This window comes from Massilia alkalitolerans DSM 17462 (genome assembly GCF_000427785.1).
Lineage (GTDB): Bacteria > Pseudomonadota > Gammaproteobacteria > Burkholderiales > Burkholderiaceae_D > Telluria > Telluria alkalitolerans.
In genome coordinates, this window is the sequence record NZ_ATYR01000004.1 from 191,022 (window position 1) to 207,162 (window position 16,141).

The 16,141-nt window shown below is 63.3% G+C and carries 16 protein-coding genes; 3 read left to right on the plus strand and 13 right to left on the minus strand.

What is annotated here, in order from left to right; genetic code table 11:
- Positions 1-27: 27 nt before the first annotated feature.
- The 3 genes from rsmG to YWC_RS0106545 all read right to left on the minus strand — a co-directional run bounded on the left by rsmG (position 28) and on the right by YWC_RS0106545 (position 3,564).
- Entirely contained in the window at positions 28-675 is a 648-nt protein-coding gene (gene rsmG, locus YWC_RS0106535) for a 16S rRNA (guanine(527)-N(7))-methyltransferase RsmG (RefSeq protein ID WP_027864650.1), read from the minus strand.
- Complete coding sequence (gene mnmG / locus YWC_RS0106540) at positions 672-2,603, minus strand: tRNA uridine-5-carboxymethylaminomethyl(34) synthesis enzyme MnmG (protein WP_027864651.1); 1,932 nt, start codon at positions 2,601-2,603, stop codon at positions 672-674. Before mnmG ends, rsmG begins: the two co-directional genes overlap by 4 nt.
- A gap of 190 nt (positions 2,604-2,793) precedes the next feature.
- Positions 2,794-3,564 carry a sulfite exporter TauE/SafE family protein gene (locus YWC_RS0106545; protein ID WP_027864652.1) on the minus strand — a complete coding sequence of 257 codons (771 nt, stop codon included), beginning with the start codon at positions 3,562-3,564 and terminating at the stop codon, positions 2,794-2,796.
- Between the two features lie 93 nt (positions 3,565-3,657).
- Between YWC_RS0106545 and YWC_RS0106550 the strand changes: the two genes are divergently transcribed.
- Positions 3,658-4,815, plus strand: coding sequence for an iron-containing alcohol dehydrogenase (locus YWC_RS0106550; RefSeq protein ID WP_027864653.1), 1,158 nt, complete (start codon positions 3,658-3,660; stop codon positions 4,813-4,815).
- Here YWC_RS0106550 and YWC_RS0106555 read toward each other — a convergent pair.
- The 9 genes from YWC_RS0106555 to YWC_RS32695 all read right to left on the minus strand — a co-directional run bounded on the left by YWC_RS0106555 (position 4,810) and on the right by YWC_RS32695 (position 13,394).
- Positions 4,810-5,631, minus strand: a complete 822-nt coding sequence (locus YWC_RS0106555; protein ID WP_027864654.1) for an alpha/beta fold hydrolase — start codon at positions 5,629-5,631, stop codon at positions 4,810-4,812. The genes YWC_RS0106550 and YWC_RS0106555 overlap by 6 nt on opposite strands.
- Positions 5,632-5,665: 34 nt before the next feature.
- Positions 5,666-6,643, minus strand: a complete 978-nt coding sequence (locus YWC_RS0106560) for a branched-chain amino acid ABC transporter permease (RefSeq protein WP_027864655.1) — start codon at positions 6,641-6,643, stop codon at positions 5,666-5,668.
- Position 6,644: 1 nt separating this feature from the next.
- Positions 6,645-7,529: a branched-chain amino acid ABC transporter permease gene (locus tag YWC_RS0106565; RefSeq protein ID WP_027864656.1), complete on the minus strand. Its 885-nt coding sequence runs from the start codon at positions 7,527-7,529 to the stop codon at positions 6,645-6,647.
- A 217-nt stretch (positions 7,530-7,746) separates the two neighbouring features.
- Positions 7,747-8,940 (minus strand): ABC transporter substrate-binding protein, encoded by a 1,194-nt coding sequence (locus tag YWC_RS0106570; RefSeq protein ID WP_027864657.1) that lies wholly within the window; start codon positions 8,938-8,940, stop codon positions 7,747-7,749.
- Between the two features lie 37 nt (positions 8,941-8,977).
- On the minus strand, positions 8,978-9,682 hold the full coding sequence (locus YWC_RS0106575) for an ABC transporter ATP-binding protein (protein WP_027864658.1): 705 nt from the start codon (positions 9,680-9,682) through the stop codon (positions 8,978-8,980).
- Positions 9,679-10,452, minus strand: coding sequence for an ABC transporter ATP-binding protein (locus YWC_RS0106580; protein ID WP_027864659.1), 774 nt, complete (start codon positions 10,450-10,452; stop codon positions 9,679-9,681). Before YWC_RS0106580 ends, YWC_RS0106575 begins: the two co-directional genes overlap by 4 nt.
- Before the next feature lie 174 nt (positions 10,453-10,626).
- Entirely contained in the window at positions 10,627-12,252 is a 1,626-nt protein-coding gene (locus YWC_RS0106585; RefSeq protein WP_027864660.1) for a GMC family oxidoreductase, read from the minus strand.
- 561 nt (positions 12,253-12,813) lie between these two features.
- Positions 12,814-12,999, minus strand: coding sequence for a hypothetical protein (locus YWC_RS32690; protein ID WP_156923533.1), 186 nt, complete (start codon positions 12,997-12,999; stop codon positions 12,814-12,816).
- Positions 13,000-13,217: 218 nt separating this feature from the next.
- Complete coding sequence (locus YWC_RS32695) at positions 13,218-13,394, minus strand: hypothetical protein (RefSeq protein ID WP_156923535.1); 177 nt, start codon at positions 13,392-13,394, stop codon at positions 13,218-13,220.
- A 337-nt stretch (positions 13,395-13,731) separates the two neighbouring features.
- Here YWC_RS32695 and aac(6') point away from each other — a divergent pair, with 337 nt between their 5' ends.
- Positions 13,732-14,178, plus strand: coding sequence for an aminoglycoside 6'-N-acetyltransferase (gene aac(6') / locus YWC_RS0106590; protein ID WP_027864661.1), 447 nt, complete (start codon positions 13,732-13,734; stop codon positions 14,176-14,178).
- A gap of 28 nt (positions 14,179-14,206) precedes the next feature.
- Entirely contained in the window at positions 14,207-14,974 is a 768-nt protein-coding gene (locus tag YWC_RS0106595) for a 5'-methylthioadenosine/adenosylhomocysteine nucleosidase (protein WP_027864662.1), read from the plus strand.
- On the opposite strand, the gene ald is transcribed toward YWC_RS0106595, so the two are convergent.
- Entirely contained in the window at positions 14,971-16,086 is a 1,116-nt protein-coding gene (gene ald, locus YWC_RS0106600; RefSeq protein WP_027864663.1) for an alanine dehydrogenase, read from the minus strand. The genes YWC_RS0106595 and ald overlap by 4 nt on opposite strands.
- Positions 16,087-16,141: the final 55 nt, after the last annotated feature.

The window sequence follows — 16,141 nt, forward strand, 5'->3', positions numbered from 1 at the left end:
ATAAACTGTTTATACGGTTTATTCTGTTTATGTCGATCGCTCGACAAATATGAGGTGACGCTCCGCGCCCAGCCTTGGAACCTGCAATGGCTGTAAACCGCTTATTTTCCATTCCGCCGGTATGCGTTCCTGCTCTTCCGCCGGCGCCGTGCCTTTCAAGGCGATGAATTTTCCGCCCTCGGCCAGCAGGTGCCCGGACCAGTTCAGGAAATCCGTGAGGTCCGCAAACGCGCGGGAAGTAATCACGTCGAATTTGTCATTCACTTTGAGTTCCTGCACCTTCATGGTGTGCACAGTGACGTTGGTCAGCTCGAGTTCCGCTTTCACCTGCTTGAGGAAGGCGGTTTTCTTGTGGACCGTGTCGATCATCGACAATGTCATGTCTGGCCTGCAGATGGCGAGCACCACACCCGGCAATCCGCCCCCTGCCCCGACGTCCAGCACATTGCGCGCGTCCGCAAAGGCAGGCACCGCCGCGAGCGAATCGAGCAGGTGGTGGGTCACCATCTGCATCGGGTCGCGCAGCGAGGTCAGGTTGTAGACGCTGTTCCACTTGTTCATCAGCGCCAGGTAATCGAGCAGCTTGTCCTGCTGTGCTGCCGATACGTCGAGATGCATGTCCTTGATGCCGTCAGCTAGCACCTGCGCCAATGCGGCGCGGTCGAAGTATTTCATTCAGCCTGCTCCGCCGGTGCGTTGGTAAAGCCCTTGGCGCCGCGCTTTTTCAAGTGCACCAGCAGCAGCGAGATCGCCGCCGGGGTGACGCCCGAGATGCGCGAAGCCTGGCCCAGGGTTTCCGGACGCTGCTTGTCGAGCTTCTGGCGCACCTCGAAGGACAGGGCCTGGATATCCAGGTAGTTCAGGTTTTCCGGCAGCTTGAGGTTCTCGTAGTGGTCGTGACGCTCCACTTCGCGCGCCTGCCGGTTGATGTAGCCGGCGTACTTCAACTGGATCTCGATCTGCTCCTTCACCGCCGGGTCTTCCACACCGGGGCCGGCCAGTGCCTGGCCTTCGATCCCGGTCATGCTCATCAGGGTGTCGTACTGCACGCCCGGGCGGCGCAGCAGGTCGGCCAGGTTGTACTCGCGTTCGATTGCCTGCCCCACCACGCGCTCGGATTCGGCGGCGGCCAGGATGCGCGGGTTGACCCAGGTCGAGCGCAGGCGCTCGAGCTCGCGGGCTACCGATTCGCGCTTGTTCTCGAAGGCGGCCCACTGGGCGTCGCCGACGATGCCGAGCTTGCGGCCGATCTCGGTCAGGCGCATGTCGGCATTGTCCTCGCGCAGCGACAGGCGGTATTCGGCGCGGCTGGTGAACATGCGGTAAGGCTCGGCCACGCCCTGGGTGGTGAGGTCGTCGACCAGCACGCCGAGGTAGGCTTCCGAGCGGCCCGGCGTCCAGGCATCCTTGCCCTGGGTCTGCAGCGCGGCGTTCAAGCCGGCCAGCAAGCCTTGCGCGGCCGCTTCCTCGTAGCCGGTGGTGCCGTTGATCTGGCCGGCAAAGAACAGGCCCTTGATCGCCTTGGTTTCCAGCGAGGCCTTCAGGCCGCGTGGGTCGTAGTAGTCGTATTCGATCGCATAGCCGGGGCGCAGGATGAAGGCGTTCTCCATGCCACGCATCGAGCGCACCAATTCCAGCTGCACGTCGAACGGCAAGCTGGTCGAGATCCCGTTCGGGTAGAACTCGTTGGTCGTCAGGCCTTCCGGCTCCAGGAAGATCTGGTGCGACTCTTTCGACGCAAAACGGTGGATCTTGTCTTCGATCGAGGGGCAGTAACGCGGGCCCACGCCTTCGATCACGCCGGTGTACATCGGGCTGCGATCGAGGCCGTTACGGATGATCTCGTGGGTCTTCTCGTTGGTGTGCGTCACCCAGCACGGCACCTGGCGCGGGTGCATGGCGGCGTTGCCCATCACCGAGAATACCGGCACCGGATCGAGGTCGCCCGGCTGTTCCGACAAGACCGAGAAGTCGATGCTGCGGCCGTCGATGCGCGGCGGCGTGCCGGTTTTCAGGCGGCCCTGCGGCAGCTTGAGTTCCTTCAGGCGGCTCGACAGCGAGACCGCGGGCGGATCGCCGGCGCGGCCGCCCGAGTAGTTCTGCAGGCCGACGTGGATCTTCCCGTCCAGGAAAGTGCCGGCGGTGAGGACCACGGCGCGGGCGCGGAACTTCAGTCCGACCTGGGTGACGGCGCCGACCACGCGCTCGCCCTCCAGCATCAGGTCTTCCACGGCCTGCTGGAACAGCCACAGGTTCGGCTGGTTTTCCAGGCGCGAACGGATCGCCTGCTTGTACAACATGCGGTCGGCCTGGGCGCGGGTGGCACGCACGGCCGGGCCCTTGGACGAGTTCAGGATGCGGAACTGGATGCCCGACTCGTCGGTGGCAATCGCCATGGCGCCGCCGAGTGCGTCGACTTCCTTGACGAGGTGGCCCTTGCCGATGCCGCCAATCGATGGGTTGCACGACATGGCGCCGAGGGTTTCGATATTGTGGGTCAGCAGCAGGGTCTTTTGACCCGTGCGTGCAGACGCAAGTGCGGCCTCGGTACCGGCATGGCCGCCGCCGACGACGATGACGTCGAATTCAGTTGGAAATAGCATGATGGAGAGTGAGGCGAGGAGTCTAATGCGCGATTATAGATTCTTTTTTCTTGCGGAAGCTTTTGGGGGGCTGAAAAGGACAAATTTTGTTTCACGTGGAACACTCAGCCGGGCTGTCCTTGGAATGTTTCACGTGGAACAAAAACAAGAAAGCCGGGCGAGCCCGGCTTTGCTGTTTCACGTGGAACAATCACCAACCGATCTTGGTGAAGGCATCGTAAGCGGTTTTCAGGATCAGTCCCGACACGACAACCAGGAACAGCTTGCGGACAAACCCGCTACCGTGCTTCAGTGCCAGCCTGGTGCCGATCAGTGAACCGGCGACCTGGCACGCCGCCATCATCAAGCCGAGCTGCCACAGCAGGTGGCCGCTGTAGCCAAACCACAGCAGGGCCGAGAAGTTACAAGCGACGTTGACGATCTTCGCCGCCGCGGACGCGCTCAGGAAATCGAAGCCGAAGAAGCGCACGAACAGGAAGATCAGGAAGCTGCCCGTGCCCGGTCCAAAAAAACCGTCATAGAAGCCGATCGCGGCGCCGATACCGATGGCCCAGTAACGCTCAGCCAGTCCGCTGTGCACCGGTGCATGCACCGAACCGAGGTCCTTCTTCTTGAAGGTGTAGATAGCGACCGCCACCAGGATGATCGGCAGCAGCGTACGTACAAAGTCCGCCGGCACCCGCGTCACGGTCCAGGCCCCGGCGAAGGACAGCGCGAAGGCCGCCAGCGCGGCCGGCGCTGCGGTGCTCCAGGCCACCCTCACCCGCCGCGCGTAATTCACGGCGGCGGCACTGGTGCCGAAGATGCTGGCGAACTTGTTGGTTCCCAGCAGAGTCGCGGGAACCTCTTTCGGCAGCACGGAGAAAATCGCGGGAATCTGGATCAGGCCGCCGCCGCCGACGACGGCATCGACCAGCCCGGCGGTGAAGGCAGCAACGCCGAGCCAAGCAAAATCAATCATGGGAAAACGTGGAGGAATGCAGAGGCTGCATTGTACGGCAGTGGCAAGGGAACGGATGGGTTAAGCTAGTCCGACAAATACAGGAGACAAACCATGACCGCCTTTGCTTTCAGCACCGTTCCGAGCATCCTGTCCGAACCGGGCGCTACCCGCCGCTTGGGCGAGCTCATCGCGGAACGCTTCCCAGGTGTCCGCCGCCCCTTCATCGTGACCGACGCCGGCTTCCTGCGCACTGGCCTGCTCGATTTTCCAAAGCTCAGCCTGGAGCAGGAAAGCATGGCGCCAGCGCTCTTCTCCGGCGTGATCGCGGACCCGCCCGAGGCAGTCGTGCTGGACGCGATCGAGGCAGCCCGCCGCCATGAAGCTGACCTTGTTATCGGCTTCGGCGGCGGCAGCTCGATGGATGTAGCGAAGCTGGTCGCGGTCCTGGCCGGATCGCGGCAGGCTATTGACGAGATGTATGGGATCGGCAAGGTCAAGGGCCAGCGCCTTCCTTTGGTGCAGGTGCCGACTACGGCCGGCACCGGATCGGAGGTGACCAATATCGCCATCGTCACCACCGGCGCCACCACCAAGAGCGGGATCGTCGCACCCCAGCTGTATGCCGACCTTGCCATCCTCGATGCGGCCTTAACCCTGGGGCTGCCGCCGACGGTTACGGCCGCGACCGGCATCGATGCAATGGTGCATGCCATCGAGGCCTATACGAGCAGGCACAAGAAGAATCCGCTCTCCGATGCGCTGGCCCGTGAAGCGCTGTCGCTACTGTCACGCAACCTGCTGCGCGCCTGCGAGCAGGGCAGCGACATCGAGGTGCGGCAGGCCATGCTGCTGGGCGCCTGCCTGGCGGGCCAGGCCTTTTCGAACGCACCGGTCGCCGCCGTGCATGCGCTGGCCTACCCGATCGGCGGCATTTTCCACGTGCCGCATGGCCTGTCGAACTCGCTCGTCCTGCCGCAGGTGCTGCGTTTTAACCTGCCTCAAGCGAGCCGGCTGTATGCCGAACTGGCAGGCATCGTCGTGCCCCATGCGAGCGGCAGCGAGGAAGCGCGTGTGGAAGCGCTCATTGTTGCGACGCAACAAATGGCCAAAATGACGGGGATCGAAACGCGCTTGCGCCAGGTTGGCATCACGGAAGCCCACCTTGAGCGCCTGGCCGACGAGGCCATGCTGCAAACCAGACTGCTCGGCAACAACCCACGGGAAGTCACGCGCGCCGATGCGCGCGCCATCTACGCCGCTGCCTTATGAGGTCCGCAGGAAGTCGAGCAGCAGGGCGTTGAGGCGCTCCGTCGCCGACAGCTGCATCCAGTGCCCCGCTCCGCTCAGGCGCTCGTAGCGAAAGCCCGCGCGGCAGTGGTGGAACGAATCCAGCATCTGCTTCTCGCCCAGCGCCGGGTCGCGGTCGCTCCAGACGCCCATGACCGGCACTTCGACCGGGCGCCAATGGTGCGGCCGGCCCAGCTTGAGGTTGGCGCGGTAGTAGTTCAGCGCCGCCGTCAGGCGCCCTTCCGGCTCCAGCGCCGCCCGCCAGATCGCTACCTGTTCCGGACGGCGCGTCATCTGGCGCAGGAAGAACCAGTCGTTGGCGCGGATCGCATGTTCGGCCACCACCGGCATCAGGAAACCCAGGATGTACCAGAAGCGCATCTGCTGGGTGACGCCGGCACTGGCGATCGCCGCCGGGTGTCCGGTGGACAGAGCGACGAAACGCTCGAAGCGCTGCGGCGCATTCATGCACAGTTGCCAGCCGACCAGCCCGCCCCAGTCGTGGCCCACGAGCGAGGCCTTCTCCAGGCCGAGCTGGTCCATCAGGCCGAGGATGTCGGCGCACAGGAATTCGATAGCGTACGCGCCGGTGGCAGGCGGCGCGTCGGTCTTGCCGTAGCCGCGCATGTCGGGCGCGATCACCCGGAAACCCTTGGCAGCCAGCGCCGGGAGCTGGAGCCGCCAGATCGCATGGGTGTCCGGAAAGCCGTGCATCAGGATCACGGCCGGGCCTTCGCCCACGCTGACGAAATGCATGCGCAGGCCGTGTACGTCGACGTAATGGGATTCCAGATTCATGTCCGCTCCGCGTGCAATGGGCAGCCGCCCTTCCCTACGTGGCGGCCTTGCGGCCGCGCTCGAGCAGCGCTCCTAGTTCCCCAACCATACCACGACGGAACAATAGAACACAGACAATGAAGATCAGGCCCGTCACCATGCCCACCGACTCGCCGAGCGTCCCGAACCAGGTAACGCCCGACTGTTCCGCCAGCCAGCTGCCGACGTCGCCCAGCTTGTTCTCCAGCGCGATGACGAGGAAGGCGCCGAGGATGGGCCCGGCCAGGGTTCCCATGCCGCCCACGAGCGTCATCAGGACCACCAGCCCCGACATGGTCCAGTGCACGTCGGTCAGCGTGGCGAAGCCCAGCACCACCGTCTTGGTGGCGCCAGCAAGCCCTGCCAGGCTAGCCGAGAGCACGAAGGCCAGCAGCTTGTAGCGGTCCACCTCGTAGCCCAGCGACACGGCGCGCGCCTCGTTTTCCTTGATCGCCTTGAGCACCTGGCCGAAGGGCGACCGGACGATACGGATGATGAGCAGGAAGCCGGCCACGGCGATCGCCAGCACCACGAAGTACATCGCCAGGTCGTTCGACAGGTCCAGCAGGCCGAACAATCGCCCGCGCGGCACGCCCTGCAGTCCATCCTCGCCGTGGGTATAGGGGGAACGCAGCGCCGCGAAATAGACCATCTGGGCCAGCGCCAGCGTGATCATCGAGAAGTAGATGCCCTGCCGGCGGATCGCCAGCGCGCCGATGATCAGGCCCAGCAGGCACGAGGCCGCCACGCCCAGCACAATGCCGAGCTCGGTCGGCAGCCCCACTACCGCCAGCAGGTGTCCGGTCACGTAGCCGGCGCTGCCGAAAAAAGCGGCATGGCCGAAGGACAGCAGTCCGGTAAAACCGATCAGGAGGTTGAAGGCGCAGGCGAACAGGGCGAAGCACAGCAGCTTCATCAGGAACACCGGATAGGCCAGGAAGGGCGCCGCCAGGAACAGCGCCAGCGCGAGGAGGTAAGCGATCTTCTTGTTCATCTCATCGTTCCTTGCCAAACAGTCCGGCCGGACGCAGCAGCAGGACGATCACCATCACGACGAACACCACCACTTCCGAGCCTTCCGGATAGAACACGCGCGTCAGGCCCTCGATCACGCCGAGGGCCAGGCCGGTGAGGATCGCGCCAAGGATCGAGCCCATGCCGCCGATGACGACCACCGCGAACACGACGATGATCAGGTTCGAACCCATCAGCGGCGTGACGTTGATGACCGGCGCCGCCAGCACGCCCGCGAAGCCCGCCAGCGCCACCCCGAAGCCATAGGTGAGCGTGACCATCAGCGGCACGTTGATGCCGAAGGCTTCGACCAGCTTCGGGTTCTCGGTACCCGCACGCAGGTAGGCTCCCAGACGGGTCTTCTCGATCACGAACCAGGTGGACAGGCAGACGAACAGCGAGGCGACCACCACCCAGGCGCGGTAGTTCGGCAGGATCATGAAGCCGAGGTCGGTGGCCCCGGCCAGTTGTTCCGGCACGTCCAGGGTCTGGCCCGATACCCCGAAGAAGGAGCGGAACACCCCTTCCAGCAGCAGCGTGATGCCGAAGGTCAGCAGCAGGCCGTAGAGGTGATCGAGCTGGTACAGCCGGCGCAGCATCGTGCGTTCGACCAGGATGCCGAACAGGCCGACCAGCAGCGGGGCGACCAGCAGCATCACCCAGTAGTTCAGCCCGAAACTGGTGACGCCGATGTAGGCGGCGAAGGCGCCCATCATGTACAGCGCGCCGTGCGAGAAGTTGATGACGTTCAGCAGGCCGAAGATGACGGCCAGGCCCAGCGAGAGCATGGCGTAGAAGGAGCCGTTGACCAGGCCGAGCAGGAGCTGGCTCAGCAGGGCCTGGTGGGGGATGCCGAAGATGTCCATGGTCAGTTTTGGTCTTATCGGGACATGTGACTGCGCCTTACGTCGGTCCCGCTGCATATGAACGTCGTTCCGGCGAAGGCCGGAACCCAAGTTCGTAGCGCTGCCAATACGCATGCAAAAATTGGAGGGAACAATGCCAGTGGCATTGTTCGCGCCTTCACCGGGATGACGGTTTTTCGGCTAACGCAGAGAATTGCGTTAGCAAAATCTTGAACGTCTACTTCCACAGCGCGCACTTGGTCTCGGCCTTCTTCGTATAAGCCTGGTCCCCCGGAATGGTGGCCACCACCTTGTAGTAGTCCCACGCACCCTTCGATTCCTGCGGCGTCTTCACCTGCATCAGGTACATGTCGTGCACCATGCGCCCATCCGGGCGGATCGTGCCATTCCTGGCGAACATGTCGTTGATCGGCGTGGCCTTCAGGTGCGCCATCACCTTCTCGGCATTGTCGGTGCCCAGGGCTTTCACCGCATTCAAGAACTGCATGGTGGCCGAGTAGTCGCCGGCCTGCAGCATCGAGGGCTGCTTCTTCATCTTGGCAAAATAGCGCTTGGCCCAGGCGCGGGACTCCGGGGTGCGGTCCCAGTACCAGCCATCGGTCAGGTACATGCCGTGGGTCGTGTTCAGGCCCAGGGTGTGCACGTCGTTGATGAACACCAGCAGGCCGGCCACTTTCATCTTCTTCGTCAGGCCGAACTCGTTGGCCGCCTTCACCGCATTGATCAGGTCACCGCCGGCATTGGCCATGCCCAGCACCTGCGCCTTGGAGGCCTGCGCCTGCAGCAGGAAGGATGAGAAGTCCGAGGCCGACAGCGGGTGCTTGACGCTGCCCACCACCGTGCCGCCGCCCGCCTTGACGACGTCGGCCGTATCCTTCTCGAGCGACTGGCCGAAGGCGTAGTCGGCGGTCAGGAAGTACCAGGACTTGCCGCCCTGCTTGAGCATGGCCGCGCCGGTGCCGCGCGCCAGCGCCACGGTGTCGTAGGCGTAGTGGACGGTGTAGGGCGTGCATTGTTCGTTGGTCAGCTGCGCGGTGCCGGAACCGATCGCGATGAACACCTTTTTCTTTTCCGCGGCCACCTTGGCCATCGCCAGGCTGGCGCCGGAATTGGTGCCGCCGATGAGCAGGTCGACGCCTTGCTGGTCGAACCATTCGCGCGCCTTGGAGGCGGCGATGTCCGGCTTGTTCTGGTGGTCCGCCACCACCAGCTGGATCTTCTTGCCGTTGATGGCGCCCCCCATGTCGGCGATCGCCATGCGGATCGCTTCCGCCCCGCCGTTGCCGTCGACGTCCGAATACACGCCGGACAGGTCGGTGATGAAGCCGATCTTGACGACATCGCCCGAGATCTGGGCCTGGGCGGACATGGTGACAAAAGCGGCAGCGAGGGCAAGGGCGGTGCGTTTCATGTTGTCTCCGTTTGGTGTGTGCGGGTGCTTCACATGTTCAGACGCCGAGCAGCTCGGTCAGCAGCGGCATCCGGTTGTCCAGTTCCGCGGCGCCGAAGGTCTCGACGATCTGGCCGTGCTCGACCACGTAGAAGCGGTCCGCGAGCGGCGCGGCGAAACGAAAATTCTGTTCGACCATGACAATCGTGTAGCCCTTCTCTTTCAGGGTCCTGATGGTGCGCGCCAGACTCTGCACGATGACCGGCGCCAGTCCTTCGGATATCTCGTCGAGCAGCAGCAGGCGCGCGCCGGTGCGCAGGATGCGGGCGACGGCCAGCATCTGCTGTTCGCCGCCCGACAGGCGCGTGCCCTGGCTGTGGCGGCGCTCGGCCAGGTTGGGGAACATCGCGTAGATCTCGTCGACGCTCAGTCCCGGCCCTGCCCCCTTCAGCTGCGGCAGCAGCAGGTTTTCTTGCGCCGACAGCGAGGAAAAAATGCCGCGCTCCTCGGGGCAGTAGCCGATGCCGAGATGGGCGATAAGGTGGGTAGGCAGGCCGATCGACTCGACGCCGTTCACCCGGATCGCGCCGCTGCGCCGGCCGGTCAGGCCCATGATGGCGCGCAGCAGCGTGGTCCGCCCGGCGCCGTTACGGCCCAGCAGGGTCACCACTTCGCCCTGCGCCACGTCGAGGCTGATCCCATGCAGGATGTGCGATTCGCCGTACCAGGCGTGCAGGTCGCGGATCTCGAGGGCGGCGCTCAATGCTGCGCTCCCGCCAGGCTGCCGTCGCCCGTGCCCATATAGGCTTCCACTACCAGGGGATTGCGCGAGACCTCGGCATAGCTGCCTTCGGCCAGCACGGCGCCGCGCTGCAGGACCGAGATGCGGTCGCAGATGCCGGCCACCACGTTCATGTTGTGCTCAACCATCAGGATGGTGCGGCCCGCCGACACCTTCTTGATGAGCTCGGTCACCCTGTGGACATCTTCATGGCCCATGCCCTGGGTCGGCTCGTCCAGCAGCATCAGTTCCGGCTCCATCGCCAGCGTGGTGGCGATTTCCAGGGCGCGCTTGCGGCCGTATGGCAGGTCGGCGGTCATGGTGTCGGCAAAACTGTCCAGGCCGACTTCGGCCAGCAGGCCGAGTGCGCGCTCGTTCAGGCGATCCAGCGAGCGGCTGCTGCGCCAGAAGTGAAAGCTGGTGCCGAGCTGGCGCTGCAGGCCGATGCGCACGTTCTCGAGCACTGTCATGTGCGGAAAGACGGCGGAAATCTGGAAGGAACGGATGATGCCCATGCGCGCGATCCGGGCCGGCCGGGTGCCCGTGATGTCGCGCCTGTTGAAGAGGATCTGGCCGGACGTCGGCGCCAGGAAACGGGTGAGCAGGTTGAAACAGGTGGTCTTGCCGGCGCCGTTCGGGCCGATCAGGGCGTGGATGTGGCCGCGTTCGACCTGGAGGCTGACCTCGCTGACTGCCGTGAATCCCTTGAACACCTTGGTGAGCCTGTTCGTCTCCAGGATGACGTCCGCCATTGGGTCTCCAACACGCGATGCTGCAGATTGATAAAACTGCGAACAGAACTGCGAGGACTACTTGCCTGATGATACATACAAGCCCTGGCGCTCACAATACGGCCGGGCTGGCGTGCGGAGCAGAGATGCGCCATATCAGCGCACGCCGGGTGTGCGTTTTTGCACGAGCCTGCTTTAGGCGTACTCGGCGAGGATGTCCTGGGCGGCCTTTTCCGCAATCATGATGGTCGGGGAATTGGTGTTCCCGGAAGTGATGAAGGGCATGATCGAGGCGTCGACGACGCGCAGTTTCCCCACGCCGCGCACCCGCAGGCGGCTGTCGACCACGGCCAGCGGATCGTTTTCTTTACCCATGCGGCAGGTGCCGACCGGATGGAAAATCGTGGTGCCGACCAGGCCTGCCGCGTGGGCCAGTTCTTCCTCGCTCTGGTATTGCGGACCAGGCATGAACTCTTCGGGGCGGTATTTCGCCAGGGCCGGCGCAGCCACGATGCGGCGCGTCAGCGCCAGCGCGGCGGCAGCGGTTCCGCGGTCGGCCTCGGTGCTCAGGTAGTTCGGCGTGATCCTGGGCGGCGCGTAGCTGTCGCTGGAAGCGATGCGGACATGCCCGCGTGATGTGGGCTGCAAGTTGCACACGCTGGCCGTAAACGCCGGGAAGCGGTGCAGCGGATCGCCGAACTTGTCCAGCGACAGGGGCTGGACGTGGTACTGCAGATTTGGCGCCGCCAGGTCCGGCGACGATCTGGCGAAGGCGCCCAGTTGCGAGGGCGCCATCGACATCGGCCCGCTCTGGAAGAATGCGTACTCCAGTCCAATGAGCGTCTTGCCGAACCAGTTGGTGGCGCGCGTGTTCAGGGTGCTCACACCCTGGACCTTGAAAATCATGCGCAGCTGCAGGTGGTCCTGCAGGTTGGCGCCGACGCCGGGCAGGTCCGCCACCTGCGCGATGTCGTGGCGCTGGAGTTCCTCCGCTGCCCCGATGCCGGACAGCTGCAGGATCTGCGGCGAACCCACCGCCCCCGCCGCCAGCAGGGTCTCGCGGCGTGCCATCGCCGTGTAGGCCTGGCCTCCACCGGTGAAGCGGATGCCGGTGCAGACTTTGGCTTGCTCGGTGTCCCCGAACAGCAGGCGCTCGACGTGGCAGCCGGTCATGATGGTCAGGTTGGGCCGTTTCGCCGCCGGTTTCAGGAAGGCTTTCGCGGTATTCAGGCGGATACCGCGCCGCTGGTTGACCTCGAAATAAGCCGAACCTTCGCCGCGGCCGGCGTTCAGATCATCGATCTTCGGAATGCCGGTCTCGGCTGCCGCTTCACGGAACGCGTCGAGGATCTGCCACGACAGCCGCTGCTTTTCGACACGCCATTCGCCGCTGGCGCCATGCAGTTCGCTCGCCCCCAGGTAGTGGTCTTCGCTGCGCTTGAACAGCGGCAGCACGCTCTCCCAGCGCCAGGAATCGTCGCCGGTCATGTCGGCCCAGCGCGCGTAATCCGCCGGCTGGCCGCGCATGTAGATCATGCCGTTGATCGATGAACTTCCGCCCAGCACCTTGCCCCGCGGGTAGATCAGCGCCCTTCCGTGCAGGCCGGGATCGGCCTCGGTGCACAGCAGCCAGTCCGTGCGCGGATTGCCGATGCAATGCAGGTAGCCGACCGGGATGTGGATCCACATGTAATCGTCACGGCCGCCCGCCTCCACCAGCAGGACCTCGATCTTCGGGTTACGGCTCAGCCGGTTGGCCAGCACACAGCCGGACGTGCCGCCGCCGACGATGATGTAGTCGTACTCGCCGGCCGATTCCAAGGCTAGCGTTCCCGCACGCCGCTGCCATTGCCGCGCTCGCCACGATCGGCATGGCGAAGCAAACGCGAACCGCCGCACTTCGGCTCACGTGGCAAGGGCTTACGAAACAGCGTGTCGAGATCCACCAAGGCCTCCGTTCGTCATTCGTTGAGGCAAGCTTACCAGATCGTAAACGGAAGTCTAGAGCCCCTCTGTGGATAAGCCTCTTGATATCCACAGGCCTGATTTGTGCAGAACCGGAAGGTTTATGGGGTACTCAAAAACTTGTCCAGTTTTCAGGCTGCCTTCACGCGCCAGTGATGCACTGCCTTATGCGCTCGCTAAACCAATGATTTTCCGGGCGTTAACCGTGTTGTCCACAAGCTGGGGCCGTCGTTAACCACTACTACTACCGTTGTATACAAACTTTGGTTGTAAACCTGTAGAAAATTTTTCGAAAATTTTTTTTCAGCCTGCGTCGCAGTCTGCCGACATCCCCAAAAGCACAGCGACAGGCAAAGGCTCACGCCAGCTGATGCCCTGGATGCAGGTCTGACCGCAAGCTTCAGCTGCGAACCTGGATCAGCGCGCGATCACAATGCCTGCGGCCAAGGTCGACCGTAATCCGATTACCGCGGCCAGACCCTGGATGCCGCTTGCCGATCCTGCTGGCAGGTTCACGCGCACTGGCAACTCGGCAGCCTGAAAGCTCGCCAGAGCACCGCAGTCGCCCTTCTGGCCTGCAAAACGGCTGATTTTCGAACTCATCTGTGGAAAACAGCTGGGATATCCACAGGATCGAATGTGCAGAACAGCTGTTTAACCCAGTCAGCCAAAAATCTGTCCAAGTTTCCTCCAGTTTAAAAACAAGCTTTGTTCAGCAGGTTAACGCGACCGTAAACCATTGACGTTGTGGAGAAAACCCTTCTTATCCACAAAGGATTGCGCGTTTACTATTACTACCAGTTTGTATACAAACTTGTTTACTACAACAACAAAACCAGCAGCGCGAATCCAGCCCCGACAGCGTCCAGCCTGAAGACCTGTCGACCACCAGCATGGTTTGTCACCAGCTGGCCAACACCGTCAGCCAGGATCGCTCCTGAAACACCGCTTGCCCGCAAATCGCCTGCCAAACGGTTTTTCAGCACATTGCTGATCACGCGACTGTGGAAAAGTCGATGTATATCCACAGGATCGGATGTGCAGAACGCTGCAATTCCTGCTTCGCCCGAAAACTGTCCACGTTTCGTTCAAAATCCACACAGCCTTTGTTCAACCGGTAAACGCGTCTGCAAGTCATTGATGCTGTGGAGTAAACGCGAGTTATCAACAGAAGAGGCCGCGTTTACTATCTACTACCAGTTTGTATACAAACTTTAGTTAACTAATACCGTGAAGTGCTGCGCGCCCGGAAAAGCCCGCAAAACCAGGTTTTCACTGGCCTCACGCTCGTAAGACAAGCAAAATGCACACTCAACCGTCAGAATTGGCAGCCTCATGAGCTCGATCAAACCGTGTACAAGCCCTGAACAAGCCGGCTGGCTGCAGCTGCGCATGGCCTTATGGCCTGCGGATCGCGCCGACCACCTGCAGGAAATGCAGGAGCTGTGTGCACAACCCGGCCGTTATGCACAGTGGATTGCCTACTCGCGCCTTGGAGAGCCCCAGGGACTGGTCGAAGTGGCGCTGCGTAGCGATTACGTCAACGGCACCGACTCGTCTCCTGTCGGCTTCCTGGAAGGGCTGTACGTCAATCCCGCCTTTCGAAAGCAAGGAGTCGCTGCGATGCTCGTAAAGACCGCCGAGCAATGGGTGAGAGAACAGGGTTGCACCGAGATGGCGTCCGATGCTCTGCTCGACAATACGACGAGCCACGCGATGCACCGTACGCTTGGATTCGAGGAAACCGAGCGGGTGGTCTACTTCCGCAAGCTGCTTTCATAACAAAAACGCAAGAAAAACAAGGAAAAACATGCGACTGGGGATCATCAGCGCGCTGTACGAAGAACAGCTGGGGCTCGTAGAAGCCATGCAAGGGCCCGCCAAGCTCATCCATGGCATGCGTGAGTACTGGGCAGGGAAGCTGTGGGAAATCGACGCTGTGTGCGTTCTGTCGCGAATTGGCAAGGTTGCCGCTGCCATGACAGCCACAACCCTTGTGGAAAAGTTCGGAGTTACCCACATCCTCTTTACCGGCGTGGCCGGCGCCGGGGATAAAACGGTGCAAGTCGGCGATATCGTGGTCGCGGAAGCCCTGGTCCAGCACGACATGGATGCGAGCCCGCTGTTTCCCCGTTTCGAGGTGCCGCTCACCGGCCTGACGCACTTCCAGCCGGACCTGCAGCTGTCGCTGCGCCTGTCGCGCGCCGCCCATGACTTCCTCGAGCAAGATCTGAACAGCGCGATCAGCGAGGGCGAGCGGCGCGAATTCCGCCTGGCGCAGCCGCGCGTGCACCGCGGCCTGGTGGCGAGCGGCGACCAGTTCATGAGCGAGCGCCTGCGCCTGAATGCGCTCAACGAGGCCCTTCCCGGCCTGGTGGCGGTCGAAATGGAAGGCGCCGCGGTGGCCCAGGTGTGCTACGAGCTGGGCGTGCCCTGCGCCGTGATCCGCACCGTGTCCGACAACGCCAATGAAAACGCGGCCACCGATTTCATGCGATTCGTGAAATCGGTGGCCGCGCAGTACGCTTTCCACATCACCCGGCGGGTGTGCCGGGACCTGGCGAGCAGGCCGCTCTAGCCCAGCAGCGATTCGGCCGGCACATAGTCGTAATTCAGGTCCCGGGCCACGGCTTCGTAGGTGACCTTGCCCTGGCAGACATTCAAGCCATTGCGCAGGTGGACGTCGTTCGACAAGGCCTGGCGCCAGCCCTTGGTGGCCAGCGCCACGGCGTGGCCGATGGTTGCGTTGTTGAGCGCGAAGGTGGAGGTGCGTGCCACCGCGCCCGGCATGTTCGCCACGCAGTAGTGGATCACGCCGTCGACGACAAAGGTCGGGTCGGCATGGGTGGTCGGGTGCGAGGTGTCGAAGCAGCCGCCCTGGTCGATCGCCACGTCCACCACCACCGCGCCCTTCTTCATGCGCGAGATCATGTCGCGGGTGACCAGCTTGGGCGCCGCGGCGCCCGGCACCAGCACGCCGCCGATCACCAGGTCGGCGTCCAGCACCGCTTCCTCGATCGCATGCGCGTTGGAGTAGAGCGTGGAAATGCGGTTGCCGTAGACCAGGTCCAGCTGGCGCAGGCGGTCGACGTTCTTGTCGAGCACCGTTACGCGTGCGCCGGTACCGACCGCCATCTGCAGCGCATTGGTGCCGACCACGCCGGCGCCGATGATCACCACGTGGCCCGCCGCCACACCCGGCACGCCGCCCAGCAGCAGGCCCATGCCGCCCCTGGATTTCTCCAGATGCGCGGCGCCGGCCTGGATCGCCATGCGGCCGGCTACTTCGCTCATCGGCGCCAGCAGCGGCAGGCCGCCGCCCGGGCCGGTGATGGTTTCATATGCGATGCAGACCGCGCCGGATTTCACCAGGGCGGCGGTCTGTTCGGGATCCGGCGCCAGGTGCAGGTAGGTGTAGAGCACCTGCCCTTCGCGCAGCATCGCGCATTCGGCGGGTTGCGGCTCCTTGACCTTGACGATCATGTCGGCACGCGCGAAGACTTCGCCGGCGCTGGCCACCATGCTGGCGCCGGCCGCCATGTACTGCTCGTCCAGGAGCCCGATCTGCTCGCCGGCGCCCTGCTGCACGATGACGTCGATGCCGCGTGACGTCAGCTCGCGCACCGAGGGTGGGGTCATCCCGACACGGTACTCGTGATTCTTGATCTCCTTGGGTACGCCAACAAGCATGTCTACCTCCAAGATTTATAAGAATGTGAAGCTACGGCTGCTACGCTACTCCTGT

Excerpts from the sequence above, each read along its gene's own strand:
- rsmG (WP_027864650.1), bottom strand. The coding sequence starts at position 675 with ATGAAATACTTCGACCGCGCCGCATTGGCGCAGGTGCTAGCTGACGGC.
- mnmG (WP_027864651.1), bottom strand. The coding sequence starts at position 2,603 with ATGCTATTTCCAACTGAATTCGACGTCATCGTCGTCGGCGGCGGCCAT.
- YWC_RS0106545 (WP_027864652.1), bottom strand. The coding sequence starts at position 3,564 with ATGATTGATTTTGCTTGGCTCGGCGTTGCTGCCTTCACCGCCGGGCTG.
- YWC_RS0106550 (WP_027864653.1), top strand. The coding sequence starts at position 3,658 with ATGACCGCCTTTGCTTTCAGCACCGTTCCGAGCATCCTGTCCGAACCG.
- YWC_RS0106555 (WP_027864654.1), bottom strand. The coding sequence starts at position 5,631 with ATGAATCTGGAATCCCATTACGTCGACGTACACGGCCTGCGCATGCAT.
- YWC_RS0106560 (WP_027864655.1), bottom strand. The coding sequence starts at position 6,643 with ATGAACAAGAAGATCGCTTACCTCCTCGCGCTGGCGCTGTTCCTGGCG.
- YWC_RS0106565 (WP_027864656.1), bottom strand. The coding sequence starts at position 7,529 with ATGGACATCTTCGGCATCCCCCACCAGGCCCTGCTGAGCCAGCTCCTG.
- YWC_RS0106570 (WP_027864657.1), bottom strand. The coding sequence starts at position 8,940 with ATGAAACGCACCGCCCTTGCCCTCGCTGCCGCTTTTGTCACCATGTCC.
- YWC_RS0106580 (WP_027864659.1), bottom strand. The coding sequence starts at position 10,452 with ATGGCGGACGTCATCCTGGAGACGAACAGGCTCACCAAGGTGTTCAAG.
- YWC_RS32690 (WP_156923533.1), bottom strand. The coding sequence starts at position 12,999 with ATGAGTTCGAAAATCAGCCGTTTTGCAGGCCAGAAGGGCGACTGCGGT.
- YWC_RS0106595 (WP_027864662.1), top strand. The coding sequence starts at position 14,207 with ATGCGACTGGGGATCATCAGCGCGCTGTACGAAGAACAGCTGGGGCTC.
- ald (WP_027864663.1), bottom strand. The coding sequence starts at position 16,086 with ATGCTTGTTGGCGTACCCAAGGAGATCAAGAATCACGAGTACCGTGTC.